Below are 13,665 nucleotides of genomic sequence, written 5' to 3'. Positions count from 1 at the left end.
AGTCCGCTGGCGTACAAGATTCAACCGTTGGTTCAGCGGTACGGTCGAGGGGGTGATGACTGCTCTCAACGACGTCATGGACCTGTTCCCGGTCCGCCCGCGGCTGCTGGCCCTCGGCGAGCCGACCCACGGCGCGGACGTGCTGCTCGAACTGCGCAACGATCTCTTCCGGCGGCTCGTCGAGCGGGAGGGGTACCGGACGATCGCGATCGAAAGCGACTGCCTGATGGGCCTGGTCGCCGACGAGTACGTCACGTCGGGCACCGGCACCCTGGACGCGGCCATGGAGCGCGGCTTCAGCCACGGGTTCGGCGCGTCGGCGGCCAACCGCGAGCTGGTGCGCTGGATGCGCGCGTACAACGACAGCCGGCCCGAGGCGGAGCGCGTGCGCTTCGCCGGGTTCGACGGGCCGCTGGAGATCACCGGCGCGGCCAGCCCCCGGGAGGCGCTCACCGCGCTGCACGGCTACCTCGCCGACCGGGTCGGTGCCGAACGGCTGCCCTGCACCGCGGAGACGCTCGACCGGCTGCTCGGCGCCGACGATGGGTGGACCGAGCCGGCCGCGATGATGGACCCGGCGCGGTCGGTGGGGCGCACGGCCGCGGCCCGGGAGCTGCGCCTGATCGCCGACGACCTCGTGGCCCTGCTCGACGCATTCCCGGCGCAGAACCGGGAGCCGGCCCGCCTGTACGGTCGCACGGCGACCGGGCTGCTGCGGTACCACTTCTGGATGGCCGACGCATCCCCGGGCCGCATGGAGTGGCTGCTGAGCGTGCGGGCGTCGATGATGGCCGCCAACCTGCTCGCCCTGGCCGAGCGGGGGCCGGTGCTGGCCTTCGCCCACAACGGCCACTTCCAGCGCGACCGCAGCGAGGTGCGGATGGGCGGCGTACCGGCGAGGTGGTGGAGCGCCGGGGCCATCGTCGACGCCCGGCTGGGCGACGGGTACGGCTTCGTCGCCACCGCCCTCGGCACGATTCGCCACCACGGCGTGCAGGAGCCGCCGCCGGACACCATCGAGGGGCTGCTGTACGCGCTTCCCGGGGACCGGTACGTCGTCGACCCGCGTGAGCTGGCGCCCCTCGCGCACCGCCGGTCTCCCTGGTTCGGTTACGCCCCACTGGACCCGGCCCATCTGCCGAACTACGACGGGATCGCCTTCGTCCGGGACGTTCCCGAGGCGTAGCGCGCTCGCGTTGCGGGTATTGGTGCGCAGTGGAACAGGGCAGGTACGAGTTCGTGGTGGTGGCCAACCGGCTTCCGGTTGACCGTGTCTCCTCCGAGCCGGGTGAGGAGGCGTGGGCCCGCAGCCCTGGCGGCCTGGTGAGCGCGCTCGAGCCCAGCGTGCGCCAGTCGCGGGGGGCCTGGGTGGGCTGGACGGGCGCGCCGGACGACGATCCCGGGCAGTTCGAGCTCGACGGGGTACACCTGCGGCCGGTGCCCCTGAGCGCCGAGGAGGTCGACCAGTACTACGAGGGCCAGTCCAACTCCACGATCTGGCCGCTGTTCCACGACGCCGTCGAGCAGCCGGTGCACCGGCGGACGTGGCGGGTGACCTATGAGGCGGTCAACCGCCGCTTCGCCGAGGCCACTGCGGAGCTCGCCGCCGAGGGCGCCACCGTGTGGGTGCACGACTACCAGCTGCTCCTGGTGCCGCGGATGCTGCGCGAGGCGCGGCCCGACCTGCGCATCGGCTTCTTCCTGCACATCCCGTTCCCGCCGGTCGAGCTGTTCATGCAGCTGCCCCGGCGCGCGGACCTGCTGCGCGGGCTGCTCGGGGCCGACCTCGTCGGCTTCCAGCAGTCGCTCGCGGCGGACAACTTCCTGCAGCTGGCGGCCCGCCTGCTCGGCCTGGAACCGGAGGGTGAGCGGGTCGAGTACGAGGGCCGGACCGTCACCGCGCGGGCGTTCCCGATCTCGATCGACATGTCGGAGATCGACCGGCTGGCCGCCGACCCGGGCGTGCAGGCGGAGGCCCGCCGGCTGCGGCGCGAGCTCGGCGGCGACCGGCGGCTGTTCCTCGGCGTGGACCGGCTCGACTACACCAAGGGCATCGAACAACGCATCGAGGCGTACGGCGAACTGCTCGCCGCCGGCGCGGTGAGCAACGACGAGGCGGTCCTGGTGCAGGTCGCCACGCCGAGCCGGCTGCGGGTGGCGCAGTATCAGCAGCTGCGCGAGCGGGTGGAGCGCGAGGTCGGCCGGATCAACGGCGAGCACGGCGACGTCGGCAAGGCGCCCGTGCACTACCTGTTCCAGTCCCGCACCCGCGAGGAGCTGGTGGCGCTGTACCTGGCCGCCGACGTCATGCTCGTCACCCCGCTGCGCGACGGCATGAACCTCGTGGCCAAGGAGTACGTGGCCGCCCGCCGCGACGAGCAGGGCGCGCTGGTGCTCAGCGAGTTCACCGGCGCCGCCGCCGAGCTCGACGGCGCGTTCGTGGTCAACCCGTACGACGTCGACGACCTCGAGCGCGGCATGGCGGCGGCGCTGCGGGCCGACCCGGCCGACCTCGCCGCCCGGATGCGCCGGATGCGCAGCCACGTGCGCGAGCACGACGTGGACCGGTGGGCCCGCGAGTTCCTCGACGTCCTCGGCGGCCCGGTCTCGTCACTGTCGCGCTGACGCCGCCGGGTCGCGGGGTGCGCCGGTTCCCCGCCCGCCGTTCGCCTGCCGCCGCAGGTGGTAGCTGACCCGTGCCCTGGCACGACCGCCGCGGACATGAGGTCCTGGGTTGTTATCTCCCCAGTTGTTGCCGATCACCCCGGACGGGCGCATCATGTTCCAGCCGACGGTCCCAGGGAGGCGCAGTGAGGCGGGTCCTGAGTCTGCTGCTGGTCGCCGCCGTTCTCGGCGGCTGCTCCGGCCAGCCGGAGAGCGCGCCCGAGCCGGCGTCCAGCGCGGGCCCGGTCAAGGTGATGTCGCACAGCGACGCGCAGGCGCTGGCGGCGAAGTACCGTGACGAGGCCGTGAGCACCATCGGCGGGTCGATGAAGGACGCCCCCACCGAGAACCTGGTGACGTGCGAGGGGCCGCACACGTTCGCGGCGCTCACCTACGGTGACGTGCCGGTCGCCGCCGATCAGCAGCCGGCGGTACTGCAGAAGCTCCGCGACCACTACGTGACCGAGAAGTACAGCGTCGAACCCCCGTCCACGGACCCCTCCGACCACGGCGCGCTCAACGCGACCGGCCCCGACCGCGTGACCCTGTCGGTCGTCGGCGACGGCACGGAGTTCGTGCGCATCAACGTCGCGACCCCGTGCTTCCAGTCGACCGAGCCGCTGTAGGCGCCTAGATCGCGGGCCGGACGGCGCACGGTCCGTCCGTACTTCGTCCTGGACGGCAACATCTGCGCGCTGCTGGCCGCGAAGACGCACGTGAACGTGTTCCTGTACGACGGCGCGATCGTCCCCGACCCGCACGGCATCATCACCGGCGGCCACGACAACAAGACCGCCCGCACGGTCGCGGTCCGCGAGGGCGAGAGCGTCCCTGCGGACCCGCTCCTGGCGATGTTCCGCCAGATCATCGCGAACAATCGCGCCGGCGGCTGGCGCCGGCTCAAGGCCGCGGGCGGCTGAGGGCCGGGCGCGGGTGCGCCGGGCGGCGCCCCGGCGACGGGTTCGTCGCCGGGGCTGCGGTGGGCCGGGTCAGTCCTCCAGGGAGGCCGCGACCTGCTCGAGCTTGTCGAGGCCCTCCTGCATGCCGCCCTCCATGCCCGAGGCGATCACGGCGTCGCGGTCGGCCTCGTCGCGGTACTCGCACAGCATGTCCATGTGCGTCGCCCCGTCGCGCTCGGTCAGCGTGACGGTGACGATGCCGGCGTGGCTGTCCGGGTCCGGGATGCCCTCGAAGATCTCCGTGTTGACGAGCCGGTCCGGGGCCGCGACCTCGCGGTACTCACCGCGGAATGCGACCTCGAACCCCCCGTTGGCCGTCATCACGTAACGCCACCGGCCGCCGACCCGCAGGTCGATGTCGGCGCTGACCATGGTGCCCTTCTCGCCCGCCCACCAGCGTTTCACGAGCTCGGGCTCGGTGTACGCCCGCCAGACCAGCCGCTTGGGCGCGTTGAACTCACGCGTCACCAGGATCTGGTTGTCCGCCGGCAGCGTGACCTTGGCCGTTCCCTGCGTCGTCGTCATCGTCGTGCTCCGTCCCCTTCAATTCCTCGATCACCGTGTCCATCAGGTCGAACCGTTCGTTCCACATCCGCTCGTAGCCGGCGAGCCATTCGTGGATCCCCTTGAGCGGCGCCGCGTTGAGCCGGTAGACGCGCTGCCGGCCGTCGTCGCGGACGCGCACGAGGTCCACCTCGCGCAGCACGCGCAGGTGCTTGGACACCTGCGGCTGGGCCAGGCCCAGCACCCGGACGAGGTCATTCACGTGCCGCTCCCCGCTGGCGAGCAGGTCGAGAATCTCCCGCCGCCGGGGCTCGGCCACCGCGTTGAATGCATCTGAGGTAGTAGCCGCCCGAGCCATGCGCCCAATCATATTCCCATAAAGGCATGAGTCAAGTCCGGCAAACGCCGTAACCGCCCGGCTGGTGCGCGGCGGCGCCGCAGTCGCCGCGCACCAGCCGGAGGGCGGCGCTGTCGGCCGCCACGGCCGCTCGTCCGCGTCCGTGGTCGCCGCGCACCTGTCAGAGCGCGGCGCTGTCGGCGGTCGCGGCCGCTCGCCGGCGAGGTCCGTGCCCGGCTCGGGGGCGTGGCAGCACGTCTCGCCGGCGGCGGGGGGCGGGGTGCGGCGCTGTCGGCCGCCGCGGCCGCTCGTCGGCGTTAGGCAAGGTCCGAGCCGGGCTCGGTGGCGTGGCGGCACGCCTCGCGGACGGCGAAGGTGGCGGCGCCGCTGCGGTTAAGGTCGGGTTCAAGAAAATTAATGTGTACGGCTTGATGGATCAAAATAATCAAGGTACAACTTAACGTATGACAGGTCGGGCCATGGACTGGCAGGAGTTGACGAACCTGACGCGGGGGCGGCCGTTCGTTGTCGAGCGGGTGCGCCTGGCCGGGGGCGTCGCGATCGAAGGGGCCTTCGAGCCGCCGCAGCTCGGGCAGCTCAGCCTCGAAGATCAGGTCTTCGTCACGGCGTTTGTGCGGTGCCACGGGTCCATCAAGGAGATGGAGCGGATCTTCGGGGTGAGCTACCCGACGATCAAGTCGCGGCTGAACCGGATCGCGCAGGCGCTCGACTTCGTGGAGACCGATCCGGCGCCGTCGCGGGCCGACGTCATCGATCGGCTGCGCCGCGGTGAGATCGATGCGCAGCAGGCATTGCGCGAATTGGAGGGGCGCACATGATGCCGCAACTGCTGACCGCACGGGTGAAGCGCCCGGCCGGTCGTCCCATCCGGATCTGGGTGCCGGTGCTGCCCGTGCTGCTGATCCTGTCGCCGGTCCTGGTGCTGGCGACCGCCGTCGCGGTGGTCGCCTGCCTGGTGTACCGGATCAGGGTCTGGCGGGCGCTCGGCGCGGGGTGGCGGATCGTGTCCGCGCTCCCGGGCTCCCAGTTCGACATCGAGCACGGCCGCACGGCGGTGCTCGTAACCATCAGGTAGAGAGGTGCACGGTGAACGAACAACGCAAAGAGATCCTGGAGATGCTCGCCGAGGGGAAGATCACCGCGGACGAGGCGGACCGGCTGATCGCGGCGCTCGAGCGCGACCAGCCCGTGCCGGCGGCGGTGAGCGAGGACGGGCCGAAGACGAAGCCGAAGTACCTGCGGGTGCTCGTGGACGCCATCGACGAGGGCGTGCCGAGCCGGGTCAACGTCCGGGTGCCGCTGCAGCTGCTGCGGGCCGGGGTGAAGCTGGCGGCGCTGATCCCGCCGCAGGCGCTCGGCCAGGCCAACGCGGAGCTCGCCCGGTCGGGGGTGCCGCTCGACCTCACGCAGCTCAAGCCCGAGCAGCTCGAGACGCTCATCGAGCACCTGGACGAGATGACCGTCGAGGTCGACCAGCCGGACGCCAAAGTCCGGGTCTTCTGCGAGTAGGAGCCGACCGCTTCGCGGGAAACCGTCCCATGATCGGACGGGCCCCCGAGAAGGTGCTCGAACACCTCCTCGAGGTCGCGCCCGCACACAGCAGAGCACGATGAACTGCCAACCCGAAGTTTAGCCGAAACGCACGCACAGAGCAGGGGCCGCCGAAACGGTGGCCCCTGCGCCGTCTCAGGAGTTGGCCGGGGCCGTCAGAAAGGACGGTGACGAGTGCTCCGGGGCCACCGCCGTGGCCTTGCGCAGGCGCAGCTCGGCGTCGAAGGCCTCGTCGTCCAGGCTGCGCTTCGCGGCGGCGGCCATGTCGGCGGCGCTCGCCGTCTGGCGCTCGATCTCCGAGGCCTCCTGGTAGGCGTGGAACTTGCGGTCGCGGATCACCCGGCGCAGCATCAGCTGCTGCGCGAACGGGTGGGCCGTCGGGTCCCAGCCGTTGCGGTGCATCAGCGCGTCGGCCAGGTTGGCCGCCGAGATCTCGCCGCGGTCGTGGGCCTCGTTGGCGATCCGCACCAGGTGCCGGCGGCGCGACTCCGGGTCGTCGTCCGTGAACGGGAACGCGTTGGCGCGGCGGAGGCGGCGGACGTCCTGCTCGGCCTCCTCGTAGGCGCGCCAGGCCGCCTCCTGGGTGCGCTGGGCGGCCTCCCACTCCGAGCGCCGGCGTTCGGCCATCAGCGTGGCGCGCGATGCGGCGACGGCCACCTCCGCGCAGTACCGCTGCAGCTCCTGGAGCTCTTTCGACGTCCGCTCGGCCTTGGCCTGGCGCTCGCGCACGGCCTCGGGGTCGCGGATCGCCTTGCGCAGGCGGGCCCACCAGCTCGGGCCGCCCGAGCCGCGGCGGGACAGGAAGGTCAGGATCAGGAACGTGATCAGGACGGCGGCGAGCAGGGCCAGCCAGATGGCCAGCGCTTCCTGCATGCCGTGGGAGAGATTCTGCATGCTGGCGGCACCTCGGGGGGACGAGTTCCGATCAAGGGGGAAAGGGTCGTCTCACGCCGAGTTGGCGGGTGGTGCGCGGCCGGCGACCGCGCCGGGCGGGCGGCCGGCCGGGACCGCAACGGCGCCGTCGAGCATCGGCGCGGCCGCGGCGAGCACGGGCTCGGGGGCCGGCTCCTCCACAGTGGACCGCGGGGCGGACGGGGCCGGGGCCGCTGACGCGGCGAAGGACACGGCGGGGGAGGGCGCCGGCTCCATTGTGGACGGCAATGCCGGGGTGAATCCGGCGCCGAGGATGAGCGCGCAGATCGTCAGCGCGAATCGTCGCACGCCACGCCGCAGGCGGCTGGGTGGCGTCGCGAGATGCATGACTCAAACATGCCCGCTCCCGATGATGGTCGCAACCCGGTAGCCTCTTGCGCCGTGGATCTGACCGTCATCCTCGGGCCGATGAAGAGCGGCAAGTCGCTCGAGCTTGTGAGCCTGCTCTCACCGCTGCAGTACACCGACGCCCGCCACCGCGTGTTCCAGAGCGCGCGGCACGTGCGCGACGCCGGCGTGGTCTCGCGCAGCGGGGCGGCGCTTGCCACCGTCAAGGCGACCTCGCTGGCGTCGGCGCTGGACGAGGAGCTCGACGTCGTCGGCATCGACGAGGTGCACATGTTCGCCCTGTCGGACATGTCGGTCGTGCGGCGGTTGCTGGAGCGCGGCACCCGCGTGGTCGCGGCCGGCATCGACCTCGATCACCGCGGCGAGCTGTTCGCCCCGGTCCGGGCGCTGCTGGAGCTGGGCCCGGCGAGCGTGACCTACCGCCGCGCCGTGTGCGACCGCTGCCGTTCCTTCTCCGCGGTGTACACCCAGGTGCTCGAGCACGGCGAACCGATGATCCGCGAGCTGGCGCCCTCGACGGCGCTTCCGGACGACGGGACGTACACCTACGAGGCTCGCTGCCGCACCTGCGTGGTGCTGCCGAGCCGGACCTACGCGGCGGCCGACTCCAGGGCGAACTGAGGGTTCGGCACCGGGCGGCCGAAGTGGTAGCCCTGCGCGTAGCGGTACCCCAGGCGGTACAGCTCCCGCGCCTGCTCGGCGGTCTCCACGCCCTCGGCGATCGCCTCGAGGTTGAGGCCGTCACTGACGTTGATCAGCGCGGTCGCGATCACCGCGTGCCGGCCCGCCATCGTGACGTTGTCGACGAACGACTTGTCGACCTTGAGAATGTCGACCGGGCACGTCTGGAGCAGGCCCAGCGACGAGTGACCGGTGCCGAAGTCGTCCAGCGCGATGCGCACGCCGAGGCGGTGCACCGCGTCGAGGGCCTCGATCGCCCGGCCGCCGCCGAAGACCGCGGTCTCGGTCACCTCGATCGTGAGGCGCTCGGCGGGCAGTCCGGTCGCCGCGAGTACCGCCGCGACCACCTCCGCGAAGTCGGGCTCGGCGAGCTGGCGGGCCGAGACGTTGACGCTGACCTTGCCGGGCGCGGCCGTGCCGAGGGTGGCCAGCCAGGTCGCCGCCTGTGAGCACGCCTCGAGCAGGATCCACGCGCCGAGCTCGACGATCTGGCCGTTGCGCTCGGCGACCGGGATGAAGTCGGCTGGGCTCATGAAGCCCAGCTCCGGGTGGTGCCAGCGAATCAGCGCCTCCACGCCGGCGATCTCGCCGTGCGGCAGGGCCACGATCGGCTGGTACACCAGCTGGAACTGCCCCTGGTCCAGCGCCTCGCGCAGCTGCGCGCCGAGCCGGGCGTGCTCGGAGGCGCGCTGGTCGAGCTCGGGCCGGAAGCGCTCCTGGCGCGACGTGCTCTCCTTGGCCGCGTACATCGCCACGTCGGCCCGGCGCAGCAGCTCGAACGGGTCGCGGGTGCCCTCGGCGTCGGCGACGCCGATGCCGGCCTGCACGAGCAGGTGGTGCTCGCCGGCGAAGACCGGCTGCTCGAGCGCCGCGGCGAGCTCGGCGACGAGCGCGTCCGCGGCGGCCTGGCCGGTGTCGGGCATCAGGACCGCGAACTCGTCGCCGCCCAGCCGCGCGACCACGTCGCCGGGGCGCAGCACCCCGGTGAGCCGCCGCCCGACGGCGGCCAGCAGCTGGTCGCCGACGGCGTGCCCGAGCCCGTCGTTGATCCGCTTGAAGTCGTCGAGGTCGATGAACGCGACCTGCGGGCGGCCGCCGCCGTCGAGCTCGTCGCGGATGAGCTCCTCGAGCAGCCGCCGGTTGGGCAGGCCGGTGAGGTCGTCGCGCATGGCGAGGTCGCTGAGCTGCCCGGCCTGCGTCTGCACCTTGCCGACGAGGCCCGCCATGCGCACCACCACCAGCAGGAACAGCGCCACCGCGACCGCGCCGATGGCCAGCCAGTCCATGTGGCGTACCCCGGCGAAGCCCTGCCCCAGCAGCAGCACGGGGGCGATCAGGGAGCTGACCGCGAGTACCGTCAATCGGGGCTTGGAAAGCGCGGTCTCGGGCGCCTCGACGGCCGTCGCGAGCGCGCCCGTCGACGGGTGCAGCGCGGCCGCGCCCAGGCACACGTAGGACGTGAGCCAGCCGATCTGGAGGATGCCGCCGGGCACCGCGCTGTAGCTGGACAGCACCGAGTAGCTCACGTCGGTGGCGAACATCAGCACGAAGCTCGTGACGATCAGCCAGTAGCTCGGCGTTCGCGCGGCCCGCCCGGCGAGCAGGCGCGCGAGCAGGACGAGCAGGACGACGTCGGCGAACGGGTACGCCAGCGAGAACGTCCGCTGGATCACCGACATGTGCTCGGCGTCGGCGATCGGGTGCATGACGAACACCCAGAACAGCAGGCCGCTGCCGGCCGCCGTGATGCACGCGTCGATCACCCCGGCCTGGTCGCGCCCCTGCGTGCGCAGCAGCAGCCACACCCCGGCCACCAGGGCCGGATAGGCGCCGAGGTGGAACGCGTCGGCGATCGAGGGGAAGGGGACGCTGCCGGCCTGGTGGAAGGCGATGCCGTACGCGACGTCGCCGAGCACCGAGACGCCGAGGCCGACGGCGAACCAGTACCACAGCGCGCGCCGCTGCGGCCGGTTGCGCCGCACGCCGAGCAGCACCATGATGACGGCGCCGAGGCCGACGGCCTCGTACCCGAGGTTGGCGGCGTAGGAGCTTCGGGGCAGCAGCGGGTAGCCGGCCGCGCACAGGCCGCCCACAAGTAGCCAGACGAGCCAGAAGCGCCTGGTCAGCCACTCTCCCACGGGAGGGTTATCGGCAGCCCGCGGGCCCGGCTTGAGGGTTGTCATCCGGGTTTATACCCCCAGGGGGTTTCCGCCGTCCCGGGTATGCTGGTCGGTATGACTGCCGCGACGCCGCGCGGGTACACCGCGACCAAGGACCAGCTCCAGAGCCGTCTGCGCCGCATCGAGGGCCAGGTCCGCGGCGTCGAGAAGATGGTCGACGAGGACCGGTACTGCATCGACGTACTGACCCAGATCAGCGCGATCCAGGCGGCCCTGGACAAGGTGGCGCTCGGGCTGCTCGACGACCACGCCCGGCACTGCATGCACAACGGCGCCCAGGAGGGCAACGGCGAGGAGATGGCCACGGAGATGATGGCCGCCGTCGGCCGGCTGCTGCGCCGTGGCTGAGTACCGGTACGTCCGCCAGACCGACGGCTTCACCTGCGGCCCGACCGTGGCCATGGTGGCGTCGGCGGCCCTCGACCCGGCCTACGGCGCCTCGGTGGTCGACGACGCCGCGGAGCAGCACCGCATCCATGCCGCCGCCAACCGGGTCTGGCCGCGCAAGCTGGGCACGACGCCGTGGGGCGTGGCGGCCGTCATTTCGGCGCACACGGCACCCCTCGGCACGCGCTACGGCTGGCGCCTCTTCCGCGGCGACCTGCGCGCCGCCGTGGCCGCCGTCGAGTGCGACTGGCCGGTGGCGATGCTGATCGGGGCGGGAGTTCCGCGGCATTGGGTGCTGATCGTGGGGCACTCGGACGGCGTGCTGGAGTGCTTCAACCCGGCGCGGGGCTCGGTCGCGTCGATTTCGGTGGCGGACGTGGCTGGGCGGCGGCTGGAGAGTTTGGGCTTTCCGCGCGCTTTTGCGCTGGTGCTGCCTACTCGGTATCGGTGAGCTTTGGAGAGTGTGGTTGCCGTTCCAAGGTCAGGTCGGTTCGCTCGGCTGTAACGTGTGCGTAACGTTGCGTGATGTCGGGGGCCGGTCATGGGCATTGAGCTGTCGATCGTTGCGGGGCTTTGCTACGCGTCGTCGAGTGTGAACGCCGGTGGGGTGGACCGGCATGCGACCACCGCCGCCGAAGTGGAGCTGTTCGGGCTCGATGACGAGGCGCTGCGCGAGGCGGTGACGAACTGCTTGGGCCGGGCGCCGGATCGGGTGCAGATCGACGGGCTGTTGCACGGTACGCACGGGTGGACGCCCGTCACCACCAACCTCCGCGTCGCCAGTGCCTCCGTCACCGGGGTCGGGTCCGAGCCGGTCGGGCTGCCGATCGGGGACGGGGTGCGGCTCGCGGTCACCGCGGCGCACCTCTGGTCGCCGACGGGGGCGTTGCTGGCGGGGGAGCTCCTGAAGTACGACATCGAAGTCCCCGGCGGCCACAAGCTCTCCTATGCGCATGAATGGGGCGCCGACTCCATCGAGGAGTCGGGCGTCGACCTCGCGGGGGCGGGGCCGGGGGACGAGCTCGTGGCGCTGCGGATGGAGCTGGGGGTGCGGGTGGTGTACGACGCGTACCTCAGCGGCGACGTCGCCGTGCTCTTCCGCGACGGGCATGAGGGGCACCGCGTCTGGGGGGTCGACATCGGCACCATCATGGCGGCCGGCGGTCAGCCGAACGGGCGGAACTTCGCCGAGAATCTCAGCATCCGGTACGTTGCGGGCGCGCGCGTCGTGCACGCCGGGCCCGGTGGGCAGGTCAGTACCGTCGGCGGGCCGGGAATTCGGGCCGGAAACGACCTCGCGCTGATCCACGCCTGACCGCTACGTTTGGCCTCGTGGCCTACCTGATCTCCGTCAACGCCGGGACCCCGCGGCCGACCGAGCACTCCGACGTGCCCGTCACCGGGATCGACAAGCGGCCGGTCGCCGGGTTCGTGTCGATCACCGAACCGGGGCCGAAGGGCACCACGCCGACCGGGGTCGAGGGCGACCAGATCTGCGACACGCGGCATCACGGGGGACCGGACCAGGCGGTGTACGCGTACGCCCGCGAGGACCTCGACTGGTGGGCCGGCGAGCTCGGGCGCGAGCTGCGCGGCGGCGTCTTCGGCGAGAACCTGACCACCGCCGAGCTGGACGTCAACGGCGCCCGCGTCGGCGAGCGCTGGCTCATCGGCGACGAGACGGTGCTCGAGGTCTGCGCGCCGCGCATTCCCTGCCGCACGTTCGCCGGCTGGCTCGGCGAGCGCGGCTGGGTCAAGCGGTTCACGGAGGTGGCGCGGTGCGGGGCCTACCTGCGCGTGGTGCAGCCGGGGCAGGTGCGGGCCGGCGACGGGATCCAGGTGGTGTACGCCCCCGAGCACGACGTCACGATCGAGCTCATGTTCCGGGCGCTCACCACCGAGTCCGGCCTGCTGCCGCGGCTGCTCGCCGCCGGCGAGGCGCTGCCGGAGCGCACCCGGGAGAAGGTCCTAGCTCGTCTGCAGTGAGCGCTTCGACAGGCCCATGAAGTACCCGTCGATGACCGAGCGCACGGGCGCGTCGGGCCGATCGGCGGCGCCCAGCGTGACGAACAGCGGCGTGTAGTGCTCGACCGTGGGGTGCGCGAACGGCATGCCCGGCGCCTGGCTGGCGAACCGGCTCAACGTGTCGACGTCGCCGCGCGCGAGCGCGTCCGCGGCCCAGGCGTCGAAGTCGGCCGACCACGCCGGCGGCCGCCCGGCGCCGCCCCAGTGCTCGCGGCTGAGGAACGGCAGCCCGTGCGTCATGAACCCGGACCCGATGACGAGCACGCCCTCCTCGCGCAGCGCCCGCAGCCGCCGCCCCAGCTCGAGGAGCCGGTCGGGGTCGTGGGTCGGCAGGCTCAGCTGGAGCACGGGGACGTCGCCCAGGGGGTACATCACCATGAGCGGCACCCAGGCCCCATGGTCGAGCCCCCGGCTGGTGTGCTCGTGCAGCGGCTCGGAGTCGGGCATCGCCGCGGCCACGCGCTGCGCGAGCGCGGAGGCGTCGGGCGTCGAGTACTGCAGCGTGTAGAACACGGGCTTGAAGCCGCCGAAGTCGTACACCAGGGGCGTCCCCGCCGCCGTGGCCGACACGCTCAGCGGCGCCGACTCCCAGTGCGCGCTCACGATCAGGATGGCCTTCGGCTTGGGCAGGTCCAGCGCCCAGTCGAGCAGCTGCCGCATCCACGGCCCGTCCTCGAGCAGCGGCGGCGCACCATGGCTGATGTACAGGCTGGGCAGGGCGCCGTCCTCGGGCGTCCAGGACCGCTGCTCCCGACTCGCGGGCACAGCGACGGCGAGGTGTTCCTCGAGGATCGGCAGCGCACTCATGCACTCGAGAGTAGCGCTGTAGTTGAGCGCTCAACAAGTGCTGCGTCGCGCGGCTCACAGCGCTTTCCGAAAAGTCGGGCGCTGGCGCGCCACGACTTTTCGGATTTTTCGCCTGGCAGGTCATAAATGCGGATATGTCGTGGCGCGCCAGCGCCCGACATATCGGAGCGCACTTCGGCGGTGCGATCGTGCGCTCTGGGAGCGCGAAGGCGGCGTTTTCGCTCCCAGGCGCTGAGAGGTACACAAACACTCCATCGCCGTGGAGCGG

At 72.0% G+C, this 13,665-nt stretch carries 17 protein-coding genes and 1 pseudogene; 12 read left to right on the top strand and 6 right to left on the bottom strand.

Annotated elements, in window-relative coordinates; all coding sequences use genetic code 11:
• Positions 1-55 precede the first annotated feature (55 nt).
• From ACQEVU_RS45220 to ACQEVU_RS45205, 4 genes are all read left to right on the top strand, one after another.
• Positions 56-1,186 (top strand): erythromycin esterase family protein, encoded by a 1,131-nt coding sequence (locus ACQEVU_RS45220; protein WP_433339688.1) that lies wholly within the window; start codon positions 56-58, stop codon positions 1,184-1,186.
• Between the two features lie 29 nt (positions 1,187-1,215).
• Positions 1,216-2,625, top strand: a complete 1,410-nt coding sequence (locus tag ACQEVU_RS45215; RefSeq protein ID WP_433335668.1) for an alpha,alpha-trehalose-phosphate synthase (UDP-forming) — start codon at positions 1,216-1,218, stop codon at positions 2,623-2,625.
• 185 nt (positions 2,626-2,810) lie between these two features.
• Positions 2,811-3,290, top strand: a complete 480-nt coding sequence (locus ACQEVU_RS45210) for a hypothetical protein (RefSeq protein WP_433335666.1) — start codon at positions 2,811-2,813, stop codon at positions 3,288-3,290.
• Positions 3,291-3,380: 90 nt separating this feature from the next.
• Complete coding sequence (locus ACQEVU_RS45205; protein WP_433335664.1) at positions 3,381-3,584, top strand: hypothetical protein; 204 nt, start codon at positions 3,381-3,383, stop codon at positions 3,582-3,584.
• A gap of 69 nt (positions 3,585-3,653) precedes the next feature.
• Here ACQEVU_RS45205 and ACQEVU_RS45200 read toward each other — a convergent pair whose 3' ends face one another.
• Both ACQEVU_RS45200 and ACQEVU_RS45195 read right to left on the bottom strand, forming a co-directional pair.
• On the bottom strand, positions 3,654-4,148 hold the full coding sequence (locus ACQEVU_RS45200) for an SRPBCC family protein (protein ID WP_433335662.1): 495 nt from the start codon (positions 4,146-4,148) through the stop codon (positions 3,654-3,656).
• Positions 4,147-4,485: pseudogene (locus tag ACQEVU_RS45195) on the bottom strand (ArsR/SmtB family transcription factor); the annotation flags it as partial. The pseudogene ACQEVU_RS45195 and the gene ACQEVU_RS45200, both read right to left, overlap by 2 nt.
• Before the next feature lie 458 nt (positions 4,486-4,943).
• On the opposite strand from ACQEVU_RS45195, the gene ACQEVU_RS45190 reads away from it, so the two are divergent.
• The 3 genes from ACQEVU_RS45190 to ACQEVU_RS45180 are packed head-to-tail and all read left to right on the top strand — an operon-like array spanning position 4,944 to position 5,994.
• Entirely contained in the window at positions 4,944-5,303 is a 360-nt protein-coding gene (locus tag ACQEVU_RS45190; RefSeq protein ID WP_433335660.1) for a DUF2089 domain-containing protein, read from the top strand.
• Positions 5,300-5,560 (top strand): hypothetical protein, encoded by a 261-nt coding sequence (locus tag ACQEVU_RS45185; RefSeq protein WP_433335658.1) that lies wholly within the window; start codon positions 5,300-5,302, stop codon positions 5,558-5,560. Before ACQEVU_RS45190 ends, ACQEVU_RS45185 begins: the two co-directional genes overlap by 4 nt.
• A gap of 11 nt (positions 5,561-5,571) precedes the next feature.
• Positions 5,572-5,994, top strand: coding sequence for an SHOCT-like domain-containing protein (locus ACQEVU_RS45180; protein ID WP_433335656.1), 423 nt, complete (start codon positions 5,572-5,574; stop codon positions 5,992-5,994).
• Between the two features lie 177 nt (positions 5,995-6,171).
• Here the strand turns inward: ACQEVU_RS45180 and ACQEVU_RS45175 are convergent, their stop codons facing one another.
• Both ACQEVU_RS45175 and ACQEVU_RS45170 read right to left on the bottom strand, forming a co-directional pair.
• Positions 6,172-6,930: a hypothetical protein gene (locus ACQEVU_RS45175; protein WP_433335654.1), complete on the bottom strand. Its 759-nt coding sequence runs from the start codon at positions 6,928-6,930 to the stop codon at positions 6,172-6,174.
• Between the two features lie 51 nt (positions 6,931-6,981).
• Positions 6,982-7,296: a hypothetical protein gene (locus ACQEVU_RS45170; protein ID WP_433335652.1), complete on the bottom strand. Its 315-nt coding sequence runs from the start codon at positions 7,294-7,296 to the stop codon at positions 6,982-6,984.
• 54 nt (positions 7,297-7,350) lie between these two features.
• On the opposite strand from ACQEVU_RS45170, the gene ACQEVU_RS45165 reads away from it, so the two are divergent.
• Entirely contained in the window at positions 7,351-7,938 is a 588-nt protein-coding gene (locus ACQEVU_RS45165) for a thymidine kinase (protein WP_433335650.1), read from the top strand.
• Here the strand turns inward: ACQEVU_RS45165 and ACQEVU_RS45160 are convergent.
• On the bottom strand, positions 7,908-10,136 hold the full coding sequence (locus tag ACQEVU_RS45160; RefSeq protein WP_433335648.1) for a putative bifunctional diguanylate cyclase/phosphodiesterase: 2,229 nt from the start codon (positions 10,134-10,136) through the stop codon (positions 7,908-7,910). The genes ACQEVU_RS45165 and ACQEVU_RS45160 overlap by 31 nt on opposite strands.
• 96 nt (positions 10,137-10,232) lie before the next feature.
• Here ACQEVU_RS45160 and ACQEVU_RS45155 point away from each other — a divergent pair, with 96 nt between their 5' ends.
• The 4 genes from ACQEVU_RS45155 (at position 10,233) to ACQEVU_RS45140 (ending at position 12,551) form a co-directional block, all read left to right on the top strand.
• The gene (locus ACQEVU_RS45155; protein ID WP_433335646.1) at positions 10,233-10,526 is read left to right on the top strand and encodes a metal-sensitive transcriptional regulator; all 294 of its coding nucleotides are present in this window, start codon (positions 10,233-10,235) and stop codon (positions 10,524-10,526) included.
• Entirely contained in the window at positions 10,519-11,016 is a 498-nt protein-coding gene (locus ACQEVU_RS45150) for a hypothetical protein (protein WP_433335644.1), read from the top strand. Before ACQEVU_RS45155 ends, ACQEVU_RS45150 begins: the two co-directional genes overlap by 8 nt.
• 90 nt (positions 11,017-11,106) lie before the next feature.
• Positions 11,107-11,880: a hypothetical protein gene (locus ACQEVU_RS45145; protein WP_433335642.1), complete on the top strand. Its 774-nt coding sequence runs from the start codon at positions 11,107-11,109 to the stop codon at positions 11,878-11,880.
• 17 nt (positions 11,881-11,897) lie between these two features.
• Complete coding sequence (locus ACQEVU_RS45140) at positions 11,898-12,551, top strand: MOSC domain-containing protein (RefSeq protein ID WP_433335640.1); 654 nt, start codon at positions 11,898-11,900, stop codon at positions 12,549-12,551.
• Here the strand turns inward: ACQEVU_RS45140 and ACQEVU_RS45135 are convergent.
• Positions 12,534-13,397, bottom strand: a complete 864-nt coding sequence (locus ACQEVU_RS45135) for a dioxygenase family protein (RefSeq protein ID WP_433335638.1) — start codon at positions 13,395-13,397, stop codon at positions 12,534-12,536. The two genes, ACQEVU_RS45140 and ACQEVU_RS45135, sit on opposite strands and share 18 nt — an antisense overlap.
• Between the last annotated feature and the right edge of the window lie 268 nt (positions 13,398-13,665).

The organism is Dactylosporangium sp. CA-139066, assembly GCF_050936175.1.
Taxonomy (GTDB): domain Bacteria; phylum Actinomycetota; class Actinomycetes; order Mycobacteriales; family Micromonosporaceae; genus Dactylosporangium.
The sequence above is the reverse complement of the archived record's forward strand: the minus strand, read 5'-3'. Positions and strand labels throughout refer to the sequence as shown.